Raw genomic sequence first — 15560 nt, 5'->3', positions numbered from 1 at the left:
AAGGTACGCTATTACCCTGCGTACCCTTGTACTTGCTTCATATTATTTAAAAGCTCTTGTAGTACTGCTTCATTCGATTCAATGAACATCATTTCTTTGTCTGATGGATCTGTTTGAATCCAAACCGAACTATCTCCTACACGGAAAATTCCTTCTCCTTTTCCTGGGTTGTTGAGAATAATATCAAGCTCCCCAGCAGTTAAGTTAAAGTTTTCTTGGATCTTTTTCTTATCGATCTTATTTTGTTCTAAGAAGAAATAAGAGAAAGTGGATTGCAAGATACCACGTGCTTTTACATTTTCTAAAATACGAACAAAGTCCTGACTTGCCCAACACATACCTGCATTTCTCTTACGAGAGCGGCGTGCTACTTTTTCTAAGAAGTTAACTGTTTGTTCATAGTCGATAAACTGCCACATTTCATCCACATATAACACTTTTCGTTTGATAGCGTGTTCTGGGCTCTTAATCCAATGCTCCCAGATATAGTTCAGGATAACGTGGAAGGCGATTGGTTTTAAGAATCCTTCTTCTAAATGACTAATATTAAAGTTAACAACACGTGATTCATTTAACTGTGTTTCCACACCACGGCCAAAATGACTTTGTCCATCAAATAATGGTTTGGAACCATCACGTAAGAACGGACGAATCGCGGCAATTAACTCTTCTGCTTTCACATCGTCCCCATGATGTTCTACTATTACATCGTAGATTTCTTTTAACTCTGGCTCAGGCTTTCTCACTTGAGACTGAATTAATTGTCCCTCCACCTTTTTCACTTCATCTGCATATAAAGATGAAGGGTGGGAAGTAATGCCATGGTTATCAAACACTTCACGAATCGCATCTTCCAGCATCGTACGTTGGAATACATTTAATCCTGGTTGATCAAAATCTTGTCCGCGAATAATGATGTCAAAGAATCCTAGTATTTCATTAATTTTCTCTAAAATTGGTACGAATCTTACATACTTCACTCCATCACGTTCTATGAGTTCTTTCTTATCATATTGTTCAAGTGCTTCTAGTTCTTCATCTTTATCTGTAATCTGAAGTTCTGTTACCGCGATTGCACAAGGGTTAATAATGATATTACTTTCTGGTGAAATATTTAAGTTAATACCGCCTAAACGTTTTGTGATTTTTACGAATTCTCCCTCTGGATCGATAATCATGGCATGTGTATCTGCAAGTGACGTTTCACGAGCTAATTTCATTTTTAAAAGTAAACTTTTTCCCGAACCCGAAATCCCGGTCACACCAATGTTATAATTTGGTGGGCGATAATCTGCATTCCCGAACGAATTTAAAAATTCTATTTGCCCAGTAATTTTGTTCTTTCCTATTGGTATACCACCATTAAATCTTCCGGATCCTGACACAAACGGTGCAAATGTACATAAGGCTCGTCTATCGATATTTCGATATGTATCTTGCAAAGTGTTTGGTGCACCTAGTGGCATAACCGCTTTCAAACCACTTTTCACACGATTCCAAGTACTTGCTATCTTAAAGTGTGATGCTTGCATTTCATCCTCAAGATACTCACATAAAACGTCTAATTCTTTCTTTGATTCTGCATATGCAACCGCCATCGTGCTCACCATATAGGAGTCATTCTCATTAAATTGAATTTCATCCATTAAATTGTTTGTATCTTGAATTTTTGCATCTAAGTCTTTTTCTTGGTCAATGTTTCCTCTTGTGCGTTGGAAAGAAAGGTTCGAACGTAACATCGTTAGCTGCATATCTAACGATCGCATCGCTTTCGCTTTTGGCTCTTTATGAATATCAATCATGACATCGACTTCCCCATCTGAAGTTAACATGTTCAACCAATTGGTTTGCATCATACGAGGGTATCCATCACGTGGAATATAAAACGGACGGAAGAAGGTATTACTTCCTAAAGACTGCTTAATCACCCCATAGTCTTCTGCATCAATTTTCATGCCTTCTGGGGCAATGACATCAAACACGGTTGTTTGATTATCTAATTGAGTGGGTACCTCTTCTTGCTCCTGCTCCTGCTCTTCCTCCTCTAGCTCTAATTCATCTGTTTTTTCTGCTTCTAATTTCTTTTTTTCTTTTTTCTTCTTTCCAAACAACTTCATATTTACGCCACCCCATTATTTGATTTTTCAGCTTTTTCTTCTGCTAGAACTTTCTTTATTAACTCTAGTTTTCTCTCATTTGTTTCACCTGTTGAATACAGAGAGAAGTTTTCATTTTCAATTAAATCTTGGAAACGTGCTTTCACAGCTTTACGACGATTAAACGCTACGTATAAGAGTTCTATCAATTTATCTTTCGTTAACATTTCTACATTAATTTTTGCTTTTGATAATAAATTTCGCGAAGCATTATAACGACGATATAATTCGTTAAACGCTTTATCTACAATCTTTTCTTCCAATTCTTCCTCTGTATCAGCTGTGATCGTACTAATATCCACCTTGTATGGGTAAATTAAATAACGCTTTTGCTCATATCGAGGCTGCGAACGTTGCCAGTACTCTAAGTTATCGATAACTTCTTGACCATATAGTACTGTCTCTGGTGTAAGGTCCTTCGCACCTTTCATCGTTTCTGTCATTTTTCGTACAGGATCTGTTAAATCTACAAATTTACTTTGGATATATACTTTTGTATTAAACTCTAATGTTGTTAACCATGATTCAATTTTGATATCAATTGCTTCTTGTTCCATGTTGGAAAGTAAGTAATAGTTTACTGGATGCGCTTCCGCGATTAGGACAAATGTGTCATCATGATACCGAATCATATGATTGTCAATTTCCTTAATGTCCTCTACAAAAGTGCTAAAGAAATCAACATTATCCTCATCAACTTCTGATTCAGGAGGCATATTCTTTCTATTTTTCTTTCCGCCTTTTTCAGCAATGTGTTTCTCTACCCCGCCCTGCTTTTTCCCCTTTTTTTTAAACCCAAACAGCGGTTTCCCGTTCATTTTCCGATAAAAGAAAAACCCTACAATGGCTATCACCGCAAAATATATCATTTCCAACATCTATACATTCTCCTTTACCCATATAGTTGGCTCGTACCCTTTTCTCCACTTCCCTTTTTCGGAACGGCTACGCATTTTGATAAGTAAAAATCTATCTAGATACATGTGTTGTTTTTCTTTATAAATAAAAGCAAACGCTATTACACCTACTACCATTGGTATTGCTAAAATTAAGCAAATAAAAAACGCTACTACCGCATCAATAGGTGCAAATAGCCGCCATAAAAATGGTACATATAAATAAAGAGCCGCCCCGCCACCTAATAGATAAATCAATTGGCGTTTACTTAATACACCTAACAACGTTTTTTGTTCCGAAGTCATGTCAACAGGAACAGTTACTTTTCTCATATTGTTTCCTCCCTTGTATAAGAGAAGCTCTCCCCAAATGGAGGAGAGCTTGTACAAACTCTTATGTTAGATTGTTGCAACCCAAGCAGCGATGTCGTACGCTTTGATCATGACAAAGCCTCCAATTGCCGCACAAGCTAAACCAACCATAGCTTGTGTACGGTTTTCAGGGTTCTTCCCTTGCGCACCAGAAAGTTTAATAGCTGCGAATACAACACAAGCAACTACCCAAATACTACCAAAACCAATTAATGTTTTTACAAGGGTATTCATACTAGTTTGGACAGTTGAAGCATCGCCTTTACCGCCATTACCACCAAGCCCCCCCGTAAAACTACTTTTTGCCAGTAAAAAATCTCCTACTGATGTTGTCATAAGTTTTGCAGACAACCAATTCAACATAATTCCTGCACCTCCGGGTGTTTTTGTTCGCAAAACGCAAAAAGACCCCAATACACGCACACGTCCCCTAAGGACATGGCGCATATTGAGGTCTTCTCTTATATGCGAACTGATTAATTTTTTATTTTATTGTAAAATCTTATTACGTCTATATTATAGCAATACGATTTTTAAAACACAAGACTTTCTTTACATATTTAACAAAAATAAAAGCAAGATAGACATTTCTTCTGCCATCTTGCTTTTATTTTTGCTTATTGTCTTTGTTTGGATCGTATAAGATCATTTGAATTTGGAAAATGTCACTGTCCGTAATACCTAAAACATTCTTTTATTCTTTAAATGAACGCCATGTTTCTATTTTTATGGATTTTGTAGTTTTGTCCTTTAGCGTAAACACATGTATATAATATTCTTCTTCTTTCTTTTTCATAATAACCCCTAACATCTGTATAATGTAGTAATAATTAAGTAAATAAGTATGTGAAAATTACATACTTAGCAAGTATAATATATAATTACTCTTTCTCCTCAAAAAATAAATCTAACTTTAATTATAGCGTATTCAAGTTTGTAGCCAAGAAATATACTGTTGATTTATGAGAAAAGAACATAAAAAAACAGGTAATTGTGTGTATGTCACAATCACCTGTTTTTTTTACTTATATCTATTCTTTATTTTTGTAAAATCTCATTAACCTCTTCTATACTAATTCCAGCAGCTTCCGCAGCATTTTCTGTAGATATTCCTACTTTAATCATGTTTTTGACTAGTTGTTTTTTAACTTTTTCCTTTGCTTTTTCTTCTGCTGTTTCTATTTCAGATATTCTATCTTTTATTGCCTTTTCTCTCGCCTCATAGTAACGCAGAAAACTCTTATTATTTCTTAAACGTTCCCAATCTTCTATTTCTTGTTTGAAAATAGATTCTTTTTCCATTACAATCTCCCCTGAAATTTTTGTTACCTTCTCATGTTCCTCACAATACTACTTACTTTTTAAAATTTCATTAACCTCTTCCACACTTAAATCAGCAGCTTTCGCAATTTGTTCTATAGGCAACCCCATTTTAATCAAATTGTGAATTATCTCTATCTTAGTTGCAATTCTAGTTTCTTCTGTGGCTTTTTTTGTGGCTATTTCTGCAGCTTTTTCCTCTGCTGTTTCTATTTCAGATATTCTATCTTTTATTGCCTTTTCTCTCGCCTCATATAAGCGTAAAAAATCCTTATCGCTACTTAGACGCTCCCAATCCTCTATTGCCTTTTTCAAAACTGGATCTTTTTCCATCGCGATCCCCTCCAGGATTGTAGTTAATTTCTCATCTTCATATGCAGGAAATAATAGTAGCCAACGTGCTAATATATCATCCCATGGATCCATTCGATCTTCTTGCCATTCTCGAATTACTTTTGGAATCTCAAGAAAGTGCAATTGCATATTCTCCGTAAGTACGTGTTTTGATTTTTTGTTCATGACTACACCAATATTATGAAAATCTTCTTCTTCAGGAAACAAAATGAAATCCACTATATTAATGCAAATTGTCGGTCTTAATTCCGTGTATTTCATTCCTTGAGTCATCTGAGAATAATACATACCTGACCAGTAGAACAGAGAACGCTTAATCATATCTTTTTTGTCTCGAACCTGTATCTCTATATTTAATTTTATACCATTATTAAGAGTGGCTCGCAAATCTAAAATAGACAATTTATCATCTTTTTGCTCTCTTGGAAGGTGTGGGTCATCTAAATGCAAAGAAATAATTTTCTCATTTAGAGAAGATTGTAGCACCGCATTAAGAAACCCAATTAATATATCTTCGTTCCCTTCCACTCCAAATAAACGCTTAAAAGCAAAATCAACTCGTAAATTCACTAGATTTTTTTTTACATATATACTCATATTTTCCCTCTACCTTTCTACTTTTGCAATTTTTATTTAAAAACAGAAAAAAGATAGAAGTACAATTCTATCTTTTTCTCCTTCTATTTATCTCACCAAATGCAACTACTAGTTGTTTACTATATATGAAATGTCCTCTTCACACATATTTGTCGCATTTGCAATTGTCGTAATAGAAACCCCTTCATGATAAAATCTATGAATTAGTTCTATTCTTTCTTGTTCCCTAGCTTTTTTGTCTACGTCCATTAATTGTTGCATAAGATTCATGTACTTCATACACGCCTTTCTTTTATATAAAATCCCCTAGCTGAAATTTTACGATTTATTATATTGTGCGGAAAACTGGCTTGAAAAATGCTTGCATAGCATCATCCAGTCCTTTCCCTTGCGTTGGATTCCACGCTGCAATAACTACGTTATAGCCCACGCGCTTTAACTCTGTCGCAAAGTCTATAAGAGCTTTTCTTACTTTTTTATTCTCTACTAAATCGGCATCAAACGCTAGATAGACATTTTCTACTCCCATATCCTTTAATACAGGCATAGCAATCCTCCAAGCATTTACACCAGGAATCGCAAGAACTGTTGTCCCTACTTCAGAAAGTTCCTCTTTATTAAATCTCTTTGGAATCAAATCAGCAATCAAATCAGCTTTCATGGAGCCCTCTGTGATCATTACTGATTTCGTTTGATGTAATGTACCAGAATTCCAATGCTTCAAGTGAGAGCTTGGTACCGCTACGTGTACAGGAAGTGGATTTTCACTACCTCCTGCACCAGTTCCTTGATTTTTGTTTGCTGATGAGAGCCATAGGTATTTTTGTCCTTTATGAATCTTTACAACAATTCTTTCCTCTCGGAATGGAATCTCTACTTTTTTGCTCACTTCTAGTTCGCCTTCAAAGATACAATCACCATTCTTAGTTATCTTTACAACATTAGGTTGTTCAATTAATTCCGCTTGAACTCCAGTAGGTGCCGATTTCAAATGAACGGAGTTCTTCACTTCATCCACACGAACCTGCCATCCAACAATTTGATTGCACTGGTTTCGAAAAGGAATCAATATACCAGGAGATCCTGACATCAAACGAAGAGAAAGTTGACCTTTCCTCATCTCATAAAAGCCTGGAACACCCTGCCAACAGTTTTTATTCCCCATCTGTTTAAATAGCTGCTCCCAAACAGTCGTATACGTATTATCCTCCTCTAACACAATTTGTTGTTTTAAGAAAGAACGATATTGACGAACTTGTATTTGTTCTTCAGTCATTTTTCTATCTCGTAATAAATGTGTATGATGATGCTCCTGTAATGGTATGAAATCCATTAATTTACGATTAAACACATCTAATTCCTCATTACTTTTCTTATCATGAATCTGAATTTCATCCGCCTCAGGCAATTGATACTTATCTTTTCCATTTATGTAGTGAATGTAGCTTGGGTTACCCGTGTTTTTTCCGTAAATCCATTTACTTTCTACACGTGTACATGCTACCTTCTCTTGCGAAACATGCAGCATGCAATTACCTGTATCATGACAAATCGGACACGTAACACGGTAAAATTCCCACCAGCTCCCTCTTGGATAAGCACTCGTTAAACGAAATTGACCTTTTTGAATGTTATAATTCATTATTTCCCACTCCTTGTATACTGTTTATTATATATGGAACTGCCACTTCCATTAAACTCTTTATACTTCTATTTAGATATTCTCTTTGCTCACCTAATGGATATACAAAAGAATGTGTATCACAAACTAAATAGTCGCTTCTATGTTTTTGATCTAACAAAGCCGATTCCACGTATGCTTCAAATGCTCTAGCAAACAACTCATGATTTGTAGACCAATACTTTTTGGTTCTCTTCTTATCTAACTTGATTGCTGTATCAAAATATACAGACACTTCCACTTGATAAGATATTTCATCAAGTTTTTCGTCTGTTTTTTTATAATGATAAGCAGCCAACATTTGCCCGGTTTTCTCAAATTCTTTTTCAATTTTACGTTCCATACGCGTCTTAGCTACCCCTGATAAGGTATCCAGCTTTCTGTACGAACTTGAGTGATGAGATTCTAAAATACCTGACACATTTCCTTTATATACATCATAACTATTGATAACACTGCCATAGAAATACCACTTTCTATCATAGGCATTTTCTACGTTAATTACTCTGGCCACTTTTCCTTGTTTACAAGCATCTATCACAGCTTGTATCTTTTCCTTGATAATAGCAGGTAAGATATTCCCAACACTCTTCCCACTGGATAGAAAAGCAAGGCTTCCATTTTGAAAATCATGACTACAATCATATAAGAAATGATCCAATGCATGTCCCCATTCATGACACAATGCTCCAACTCCGTTATCACGAGTTAAATTAATCACTTTGGTAGAAGGTTCGTAATGTGCTAATGCATTGCCGCTTCCTCTCGCACCAATCGCAAGTCCTAAACGTCCTCCTAGCCCTATATATTCAGGTGGAATCCCCAATAGACGAGCTATATCGTGTAACGATTCAGATACATGTCCAATATGCTCTTTTGCATACTGTTCGGTGCAATAGTGTCCAAATTGCATCCCCTTTAACCCAAACATAGCGACTACGTCTTCTGGTTTAGTAGCAAATTCTACTCCTGGTCCTTTTCTTTGGAGAGTATCTGGCAGTTTCCTACTCCAAGCAGCTGCAGATTTCTTGCGAGTCGTAGCCTTTTTCGTAAGTAAATCACTCCATGTCAGTTCATGTGATACACGAAGGTATGTAGAATTAATACTTTTTGAATTTGTACAAAGTGATATGAATTTCTTTCCTAATATTAATAACTCCATCCCATCTGCCTCAACAAACTCATCAAAATATTCCTCTACCATTCTTTTAAATGTGAAAGTGACATTCTTATTTTTTCTAAATGCAGACCAACCATTGGTCATTTCCTTACCATAAGAAACAACAAGATCTACCCATTGTTCTGAAGTATGTACCAACTGTATATCATGCCATATCCTTCTACATGCTTGAACATATAGTTTCCTTGCAGTCGGTGTATCTACAATTGGTTTCTTATCAATTCTGCCCACTAGTAGTTGCTTTAACTTTGCAACACGTGCCGGGATATCCTTTTCTTTTTCTAGTTCAAAAGAAAATGGAATCAATGTATTTCGATCCAATGCATTTAGCGCCTCTACTGGAGATTCTTTTTCAATTTCCGCTAAAACTTCTAAAGAAAATGATACTAAAAATGATTCTTTTAACGCCCGTATCTCTTTCTTTGCTCCCACTAATTTCTCACCGACATCATAACTGTATCGATTACGAACTTGTTTATCTGTTCTCACATCTTGTACCGTTATGTCTTCTCCGACCTCTAAGTTAAACAACTCAAATAAATTCATACCAAAATCCTCCTTAATAAAATAAAAAGACAGAAATTCATAGTCATCTTTCACTACGGATTTCTGTCATTCCCTCTGTCTGTATACTTCCATATAGTTATGTAAATCACTCATTACGATACACCCACACCTGTAATAGAGAATAAATCCTCTTTTGTTGGGTTTAGTACTTGTAACCAGCTATCTATCTTTAGAAAGTTTACCTTTTTTAATTGTTCGCCTTTTTCCGCACGCTTAACCACCTCTAAAACTCCATTGTGATGCACAATCATTACAAGATCATCTTTCTTGAAAATACAATCTATATCTGCAGATTTTACATTGTGGTTGTGTAGAATTGGCTTCCATTTCTTAAGAGAATACCCTTCTACATCTAAAAATCCACGGATTGCAGTAAAGCGAAAACTCGTCCCTCTAAAACACCTTTCCAATAAAAAAAGGAAATCTCGTATACATCCATTAAAATGGACATGATGCAAATAGATTTCCCCTGCTTGTTTTGCCTCTTGTTGCGACAAATTAGATGGTTTAATGGAAAACTGATAACAATCTCGTTCCCAAAATGCTCCTTCTCTTGTAACTCTCATTCGTAATGCACGCAGACTTGATATAAAATCATTTGGATGTGCAGAACAAAATATAGATACTTCATAACTCATTTTCATAATTTTATCCCCCTAAATAATAAATTTTGCCCAGTGTAATAATGGGTTCTGCCAATCAAACAGACCTGAAAACAACACAAAAAGAGCTCCTTCAAGTCGATTAAAAATGTGCATAGCAAAATAAGCTATATATACACTAATCGGCTCAAAGAAGCCCTTTCATAAATGAAACAAGACGCAACTTGCTTCTACAACTCAACCACAACACAATAAGGTGTGGGAATAAACGGAATCAATTAAACATTAAATATATATTTATATTAATCAATTCGCATCTAAATTTCAATAACTTTATGTTTTCTCACAAAAATGACCTTGTTTATTTTAGTTTTTTTGAAAATTATGTATAATAAAATTACCCTACATGAGATATTGAGTCATATCTCATTCGTCATTTAATAAGGCCTATATAAAAAAATAAGGCCTTATTTTTTATTATTCCTTTCAAAATCTCCTTATTTTCTATCTGTTTCCCCTATATTTACTCCTAACTAAAGTTATATACTTTTATCTTTTTATTTTAAAGCAATCCATTCGTAGCTTTCCCACTCTTTTGGTTTCTTATCATACTTGATACGACCAGTCGTACAGAATGATGCAATCATCCATTGTATAAGGTTCATCTTTGCATACGGATCAACGCATTCCTCTATTTTTTTCAATTGAAACCCTGTACTATTTTTCTGCCAAATTGTATATAAACGAAAATGTGTTGTCGTAACAAGTCTAGCTTTTGTTGTAACTTGCCATTTTGCAATTTTCGTTAAATCCTCTTTGACTTTTCTATCATACTCTTGTTTTATGACTTTATAACTCTTATCTTTATTAATTAATCCATTAGAAAATGCAAAAGGCATTTGATGCACCTCATAGATAGTTCCTTCTTCATCTCCTAAAATATTTGATTCTACTAAAAATATATTTTTTAGTTTTAACTGTTCCGTTAATTCTTTTCCGCTTTGATAAAATGGCTTTTTCATCTTTTGCAACAAGACAACCTGTACAATTAATCCGATCAGTAACGGATACGCTAGTACAAACACCATATTAATAAACATGTTTACAAGAAGTACTCCTACTATTGCAAATATCGTAAAGTAAATATAAGTTTCTCTTTGATGAATGATTCTACTATTCAAGCCAAGATACCTCCGTTTTGATATATAGTGAAAGCAACATAAACAAGTGCTCCTAATAAAATAGAACAAGCCCCTGGAAAGCTCTGAATGAGCTGTATTTCTTTCTTTGCTAGTTTTGCACCAAATATAGAAGCAGCATGCTCTAATTGGTCTTTAATAGCTCCCACAAACCCTAAAATCTTAATTAACCGATACACACTAGCAATCCAAAAGAATAGTAAGTGGAAAGCTGTTAATGTAATAGCGGTAAGCATGGCCGTTTCTTCTACTACATTACTAACATATAAAGCTACGACCACGAGCATTTTCGTATCACCAGGTGAAGAAAATTTAAATGTCTCTAACAACAAACCACATGCTAGCGCCATGACTAGTACAATCACAATCTCTTTCCCTGTTCGTATTCCAGCAAAATACGTTATGCCCAGACCCACCATTAAAAATAGTAAATGCCACATATTTTTTGTTTTTCTATATTTCAAATCAGTAAATACATTTAAGAACATGTAACTTAATAATAACCCCATAACATACAAAGACATTCTTTTCTCTCCTTTTCTGACTCCACATACAATTATTGTCTAAAAAAGGGAACTACTTCTAGAGTAGCCCCCTCTGTTTACTATTAAATTTATTTTTTGTTCCAAGAGTCTACATCTGCATTGCTTGATGCCTTTGTGAATCGAGATAGAATTGTGTCATATCCACCTTGGATTGCTTTCCATACAAACGGTCCAATGACTAGTACAATAATTACCGCTAACGCGATTAACATACCGTTTTCTGATGATAGCTGTGAATCCTCATTTTTTAACCAACTTTTCATTTTTGCTAACATGTTATTTTTTCTCCTTTATATATCGATTTTAGGAAACTACTAGAATAATCATTTACCTAATTAAAATTTTATTACTTGTTCCAAGAATCCACATTTGCATTGCTTGATGCTTTTGTGAATCGAGCCAGAATTGTGTCATATCCACCTTGGATTGCCTTCCATACAAATGGTCCAATAACAAGTACAATAATTACCGCTAACGCGATTAGCATACCGTTTTCTGACGACAACTGTGAATCTTCGTTTTTTAACCAATTCTTCATTTTTGCTAACATGATTGAATCTCCCTTATCTATTTATTTGAGCTATTTCTAACAAACATTATGAAACTAACCTTTTATTTCTTGTTCCAAGAATCTACATCTGCATTGCTTGATGCTTTTGTGAATCGAGCTAGAATTGTGTCATATCCACCTTGAATTGCTTTCCATACAAACGGTCCAATGACTAATACGATAATGACCGCCAAGGCGATTAACATACCGTTTTCTGATGATAATTGTGAGTCTTCATTTTTTAACCAATTCTTCATTTTTGTTAACATGTATTTTGCTCCTTTTCCTATTCCATTTGGGGTAATATCTTTTTTATAAACTTGCAAATCCTTGTGTTAAGGATTGAATAACAATGACCATTGGATAAATAACGATACAACCAATAACCGCAACGTTAAATTTATTCATTTCCATTGGTTTATCTTGAATCAGACGGTTGTAGTTCTCATGTTTTAATTCACGCATCATTTTAATTTGCGAATCCATAATCCGAAGACTTTGTACCTTGTCCGTTTTTTGCGCTTGTTGTAACGCAATCGTAAAGGTATTTACTTCTGGACTATTTAGAGCTGCTGCGAAGTTCCTAAACGGTTGATCCGAGCCCGCATACATTTCTAATTCTGCTGTAAGAGTAGATACATACGGACTAAGATGTCTCCCTGCATATATCTGTGCCTTTTTTACTGCTTCTAATGTTGTATGTGTCTTTAACAATTGCAGCAATGGAATTAAATACTCCGGTAACTCAAACTTTCTTGCCTCTACAGCCTGTTTAATCTTTCTTTTTAATAAGTAATCTGGATAGAAGTAAAGCAGTGGTGAAATCAGAACACCTACTTTAAATAAGTAGTAATCATGGAACACGGTACAAATCAAGAAAACAGATGTGAAAATGACAGGATACGCAACCTTCATTTTCAAATATTCTTCTGGTTTCGTATCCAAGCCAGCTTCCTCTAATTTTTTCTGAATCTGCTCTTTCTTTTCTTCTGTCAGATACTTATGTGATAACGATTGAAAAGGACCAAGCATCATTTGATTCAAATTCTTCTTTTCAATACGCTTCGCATTTTCTACATAATGAGTAAGTACACTCTCACTGTCTTTTTTACTTTGTAGAAAGGTGGAGAATACCCAGTACATGACAACAAATATGACTAAACCTAAAAACGCAGCCATCTTATTCCCCCCTTTCTGTCGGGTTATAATTTGCAATTTTTTCTACACGTGTTGCTAGGAAAAATACAATAAACATATTTACTGTTAATGCAATTTTCCCCATCATAGAACCTGCCAAAAATCCATATGCCTCTTTTGACATCAACATAATGACAATCGGCATTGCGATGACTATTAAGCAGTTCTGTACAAAAGCACGTTGTGCTTGTGACAAACTAGAACGTAATCTTGCCAGGTATAGCTTTTGTTTTTCAAAATCTTCTGCAATATCTAGTAAGACTTGCACTGAATTCGCTCCACCTTCTCGGCTACATACTTCCAACATTTCGTGGAAGAAAACCAATTCTCTAAAATTAAAGGTTTCATTAAACCCTCTAAATGCACGGTGCATCGTTGTTCCCCCTTCTAATAAAAGAGAAACTTTTTCTATTTCTTCTTGAATACTGTCATGCATCATCGGTTTCACCTGAAGTAACACGCGTTTTGCGTTATTACTAATTTGAAGTGCATTTGCTACAGCCTTCATATAGATAGAAAGACGATCTATGACAACTAAGTAATAACGTTTTTTTCTACGATAGAGAAGAAACCTCGGCACTAAAAACCCACATAAAGCGGAAATCAGTGTAAAAGGATCTCTTCCAAAAGAGAAGTAGAATACTGCCGCAATACTCATCCCTGAAAGTACCGTATATACCCAATACATACTTTTCGTCAGTTTCCACTCGTACTTTTGGGCTTCCTGGATAACGGATTGTGGAAGATACATCCGTATTCCTTTGATATTCCGTAATTCTAAGCGTCTTTCTTCTTTCTCATTTTCTTGTACAAATTGAGAAAGGGCAGAACCCTTAGATTTTGTGAAAAGTAAAACTAACAATAGTACACTCATGAATATGAGGAAGATACATCCATAAGCTAACAAACTATGCATACTGCACCTCCTGTTGTGAAAGGAATGGTGCATAAAGAGCTGGATTTACAGTAGAAGAACGGAACTTCCTTTCCATATCAGCCGACATTGTCGCTGTAGTGATATGATCTCCATGAATCTTTCCTACTCTCTCATTCATTTCATCGTGTTCCTCATATGTCGGGATAAACTGAGAAAGCTGATTGAACTGTATATCATCTTGATAATCCAATAGTTCAATCATCTCTGTAATATAACGATTTCCATCATCTTTCTTCTCTAAAAAGACAATCACATCAAATGTCTGCGAAATTAATTCATATAAATACTGGGCGTCAATATTTGCACCACTTTGCAGACACATGAGCATTAAACGTCTAACTGCTTCTTTTGCACTTCTTGCATGGACAGAAGTAAAACCAGGGTGTCCTGTTTGGAAGAAGTTCAGCATTTTCAATGCTTCTTTCCCCCTTGATTCCCCTACTATTAATCGCTTTGGTCCTTGTCGTAACGCATTTGTTAGCAATCTATCAAAGTCAATTGCATTCTCTTCTACTTCCGATGCCCTACACTGCATCGGAACAAAATGATGTTCTGGAAAAATACGATGCAAATATAATTCAGGGTTATCTTCTACTACGAGAGTACGTTCTTTCTTTTTCCCTTTCGGAATATGAGAAGCAAGATATTTCATAAACTCTGACTTCCCTGTACCTGTTGCTCCCGCCACTAAAATATTCATTTTGGCTTTCACGGCTGCGGCCAAAAAGTCCAACATCTCTCTCGATGCTTGATTTGTAGATAACATACGCTCTTCAGAGGCACGAAGATGATCCGCATTCTTACGAATCGTTATCGTTGTACCCAGTCCACCCAGTTCATCTAATGCAATATTGATACGTATATAGGGAAATACGCAGTCTACATAGGGTTTAGCTGTATTTAAGGATTCTGAAGTACTGTTTACCATCTTATAGGCTAAAGCTTTCACTTCTTCTTCCGTTTCAAACCGGTAAGGAAATGTACATTCTCCCTCGCCAATCTTTTCGTAAATAATCTCTTTTGTGCCATTTATATAAATATCGGTTACATCTGTATCCTCTTTCAAAGGCTCTATAATACCAAATCCAACAATATCGTCACACACCATATTCAGTAATTGTTCAGAAGGTACATCTGAAATGACGACTTGATTACTTAATAAAAAGCTTTTGATGATTTGCTCTACAGCTGCTCTCTTCTCTTTATTCATAAAAGATTCGCTTAAGATATCACGATGTTCTTTTACTAAAAATGCACGAATTTCATCGGTTATATCTTTAATTTGTTGAGCTGTAGTTGTTCCTAACCTTTTAGCCGATTTGGAACGAATCATATAACCGAAGTGATATAAATCAACTCGATTTCGCTTTAAGGCGACTTGTTTTTCCTGTAAATAGCCCCACATAC

17 protein-coding genes and 2 pseudogenes are annotated in these 15560 nt (G+C 35.3%); all 19 read right to left on the bottom strand.

Translation table 11 applies throughout. The annotated features are described in order from the left end of the window. Positions 1 to 11: 11 nt before the first annotated feature. Positions 12 to 2117: a VirB4 family type IV secretion system protein gene (locus DET63_RS18395; protein ID WP_113937423.1), complete on the bottom strand. Its 2106-nt coding sequence runs from the start codon at positions 2115 to 2117 to the stop codon at positions 12 to 14. A 2-nt stretch (positions 2118 to 2119) separates the two neighbouring features. After that, positions 2120 to 3034: a hypothetical protein gene (locus tag DET63_RS18390; RefSeq protein WP_113937422.1), complete on the bottom strand. Its 915-nt coding sequence runs from the start codon at positions 3032 to 3034 to the stop codon at positions 2120 to 2122. Continuing rightward, positions 3035 to 3385, bottom strand: a complete 351-nt coding sequence (locus tag DET63_RS18385) for a PrgI family protein (RefSeq protein ID WP_113937421.1) — start codon at positions 3383 to 3385, stop codon at positions 3035 to 3037. A gap of 66 nt (positions 3386 to 3451) precedes the next feature. Continuing rightward, complete coding sequence (locus tag DET63_RS18380; RefSeq protein WP_113937420.1) at positions 3452 to 3871, bottom strand: hypothetical protein; 420 nt, start codon at positions 3869 to 3871, stop codon at positions 3452 to 3454. A 160-nt stretch (positions 3872 to 4031) separates the two neighbouring features. Beyond that, positions 4032 to 4220 (bottom strand): annotated as a pseudogene (locus DET63_RS30460) (hypothetical protein). A gap of 242 nt (positions 4221 to 4462) precedes the next feature. Beyond that, positions 4463 to 4750: pseudogene (locus DET63_RS18365) on the bottom strand (Rpn family recombination-promoting nuclease/putative transposase); the annotation flags it as partial. Positions 4751 to 4774: 24 nt separating this feature from the next. Continuing rightward, entirely contained in the window at positions 4775 to 5695 is a 921-nt protein-coding gene (locus DET63_RS18360) for an Rpn family recombination-promoting nuclease/putative transposase (RefSeq protein ID WP_113937418.1), read from the bottom strand. A 108-nt stretch (positions 5696 to 5803) separates the two neighbouring features. Beyond that, complete coding sequence (locus DET63_RS30310) at positions 5804 to 5974, bottom strand: hypothetical protein (RefSeq protein WP_181777936.1); 171 nt, start codon at positions 5972 to 5974, stop codon at positions 5804 to 5806. Positions 5975 to 6023: 49 nt separating this feature from the next. After that, entirely contained in the window at positions 6024 to 7337 is a 1314-nt protein-coding gene (locus DET63_RS18355) for a DUF3854 domain-containing protein (RefSeq protein ID WP_113937417.1), read from the bottom strand. Next, a complete protein-coding gene (locus DET63_RS18350; RefSeq protein WP_113937416.1) occupies positions 7327 to 9102 on the bottom strand; it encodes an LPD1 domain-containing protein in 1776 nt (591 codons plus the stop codon). Before DET63_RS18350 ends, DET63_RS18355 begins: the two co-directional genes overlap by 11 nt. Before the next feature lie 113 nt (positions 9103 to 9215). Continuing rightward, on the bottom strand, positions 9216 to 9767 hold the full coding sequence (locus tag DET63_RS18345) for a hypothetical protein (protein WP_113937415.1): 552 nt from the start codon (positions 9765 to 9767) through the stop codon (positions 9216 to 9218). A gap of 515 nt (positions 9768 to 10282) precedes the next feature. Then, positions 10283 to 10906: a hypothetical protein gene (locus tag DET63_RS18340; RefSeq protein WP_113937414.1), complete on the bottom strand. Its 624-nt coding sequence runs from the start codon at positions 10904 to 10906 to the stop codon at positions 10283 to 10285. Next, on the bottom strand, positions 10903 to 11448 hold the full coding sequence (locus DET63_RS18335; RefSeq protein ID WP_113937413.1) for a hypothetical protein: 546 nt from the start codon (positions 11446 to 11448) through the stop codon (positions 10903 to 10905). The genes DET63_RS18340 and DET63_RS18335 overlap by 4 nt, the downstream gene beginning before the upstream one ends. 89 nt (positions 11449 to 11537) lie before the next feature. Beyond that, positions 11538 to 11744 (bottom strand): hypothetical protein, encoded by a 207-nt coding sequence (locus tag DET63_RS18330; RefSeq protein ID WP_098518166.1) that lies wholly within the window; start codon positions 11742 to 11744, stop codon positions 11538 to 11540. A gap of 71 nt (positions 11745 to 11815) precedes the next feature. Continuing rightward, complete coding sequence (locus DET63_RS18325) at positions 11816 to 12019, bottom strand: hypothetical protein (protein ID WP_002166805.1); 204 nt, start codon at positions 12017 to 12019, stop codon at positions 11816 to 11818. A 62-nt stretch (positions 12020 to 12081) separates the two neighbouring features. Then, positions 12082 to 12288 (bottom strand): hypothetical protein, encoded by a 207-nt coding sequence (locus DET63_RS18320; protein WP_002166806.1) that lies wholly within the window; start codon positions 12286 to 12288, stop codon positions 12082 to 12084. Between the two features lie 43 nt (positions 12289 to 12331). Then, positions 12332 to 13198, bottom strand: a complete 867-nt coding sequence (locus tag DET63_RS18315; protein WP_113937412.1) for a hypothetical protein — start codon at positions 13196 to 13198, stop codon at positions 12332 to 12334. Between the two features lies 1 nt (position 13199). Continuing rightward, positions 13200 to 14132 (bottom strand): type II secretion system F family protein, encoded by a 933-nt coding sequence (locus tag DET63_RS18310; protein ID WP_098342192.1) that lies wholly within the window; start codon positions 14130 to 14132, stop codon positions 13200 to 13202. Then, entirely contained in the window at positions 14125 to 15558 is a 1434-nt protein-coding gene (locus DET63_RS18305) for a TadA family conjugal transfer-associated ATPase (RefSeq protein WP_113937411.1), read from the bottom strand. Before DET63_RS18305 ends, DET63_RS18310 begins: the two co-directional genes overlap by 8 nt. Between the last annotated feature and the right edge of the window lie 2 nt (positions 15559 to 15560).

The sequence above is a fragment of the Bacillus sp. DB-2 genome (genome assembly GCF_003315125.1).
Classification (GTDB): domain Bacteria; phylum Bacillota; class Bacilli; order Bacillales; family Bacillaceae_G; genus Bacillus_A; species Bacillus_A mycoides.
The sequence above is the reverse complement of the archived record's forward strand: the minus strand, read 5'-3'. Positions and strand labels throughout refer to the sequence as shown.

What these genes read in the sequence shown, in the direction of transcription:
- DET63_RS18380 (WP_113937420.1), bottom strand. Translation starts at nt 3,871, where the DNA reads ATGCGCCATGTCCTTAGGGGACGTGTGCGTGTATTGGGGTCTTTTTGC.
- DET63_RS18355 (WP_113937417.1), bottom strand. Translation starts at nt 7,337, where the DNA reads ATGAATTATAACATTCAAAAAGGTCAATTTCGTTTAACGAGTGCTTAT.
- DET63_RS18350 (WP_113937416.1), bottom strand. Translation starts at nt 9,102, where the DNA reads ATGAATTTATTTGAGTTGTTTAACTTAGAGGTCGGAGAAGACATAACG.
- DET63_RS18335 (WP_113937413.1), bottom strand. Translation starts at nt 11,448, where the DNA reads ATGTCTTTGTATGTTATGGGGTTATTATTAAGTTACATGTTCTTAAAT.
- DET63_RS18330 (WP_098518166.1), bottom strand. Translation starts at nt 11,744, where the DNA reads ATGTTAGCAAAAATGAAAAGTTGGTTAAAAAATGAGGATTCACAGCTA.
- DET63_RS18310 (WP_098342192.1), bottom strand. Translation starts at nt 14,132, where the DNA reads ATGCATAGTTTGTTAGCTTATGGATGTATCTTCCTCATATTCATGAGT.
- DET63_RS18360 (WP_113937418.1), bottom strand. Translation starts at nt 5,695, where the DNA reads ATGAGTATATATGTAAAAAAAAATCTAGTGAATTTACGAGTTGATTTT.
- DET63_RS18390 (WP_113937422.1), bottom strand. Translation starts at nt 3,034, where the DNA reads ATGTTGGAAATGATATATTTTGCGGTGATAGCCATTGTAGGGTTTTTC.
- DET63_RS18305 (WP_113937411.1), bottom strand. Translation starts at nt 15,558, where the DNA reads ATGTGGGGCTATTTACAGGAAAAACAAGTCGCCTTAAAGCGAAATCGA.
- DET63_RS18385 (WP_113937421.1), bottom strand. Translation starts at nt 3,385, where the DNA reads ATGAGAAAAGTAACTGTTCCTGTTGACATGACTTCGGAACAAAAAACG.
- DET63_RS18345 (WP_113937415.1), bottom strand. Translation starts at nt 9,767, where the DNA reads ATGAAAATGAGTTATGAAGTATCTATATTTTGTTCTGCACATCCAAAT.
- DET63_RS18315 (WP_113937412.1), bottom strand. Translation starts at nt 13,198, where the DNA reads ATGGCTGCGTTTTTAGGTTTAGTCATATTTGTTGTCATGTACTGGGTA.
- DET63_RS30310 (WP_181777936.1), bottom strand. Translation starts at nt 5,974, where the DNA reads ATGAAGTACATGAATCTTATGCAACAATTAATGGACGTAGACAAAAAA.
- DET63_RS18325 (WP_002166805.1), bottom strand. Translation starts at nt 12,019, where the DNA reads ATGTTAGCAAAAATGAAGAATTGGTTAAAAAACGAAGATTCACAGTTG.
- DET63_RS18320 (WP_002166806.1), bottom strand. Translation starts at nt 12,288, where the DNA reads ATGTTAACAAAAATGAAGAATTGGTTAAAAAATGAAGACTCACAATTA.
- DET63_RS18395 (WP_113937423.1), bottom strand. Translation starts at nt 2,117, where the DNA reads ATGAAGTTGTTTGGAAAGAAGAAAAAAGAAAAAAAGAAATTAGAAGCA.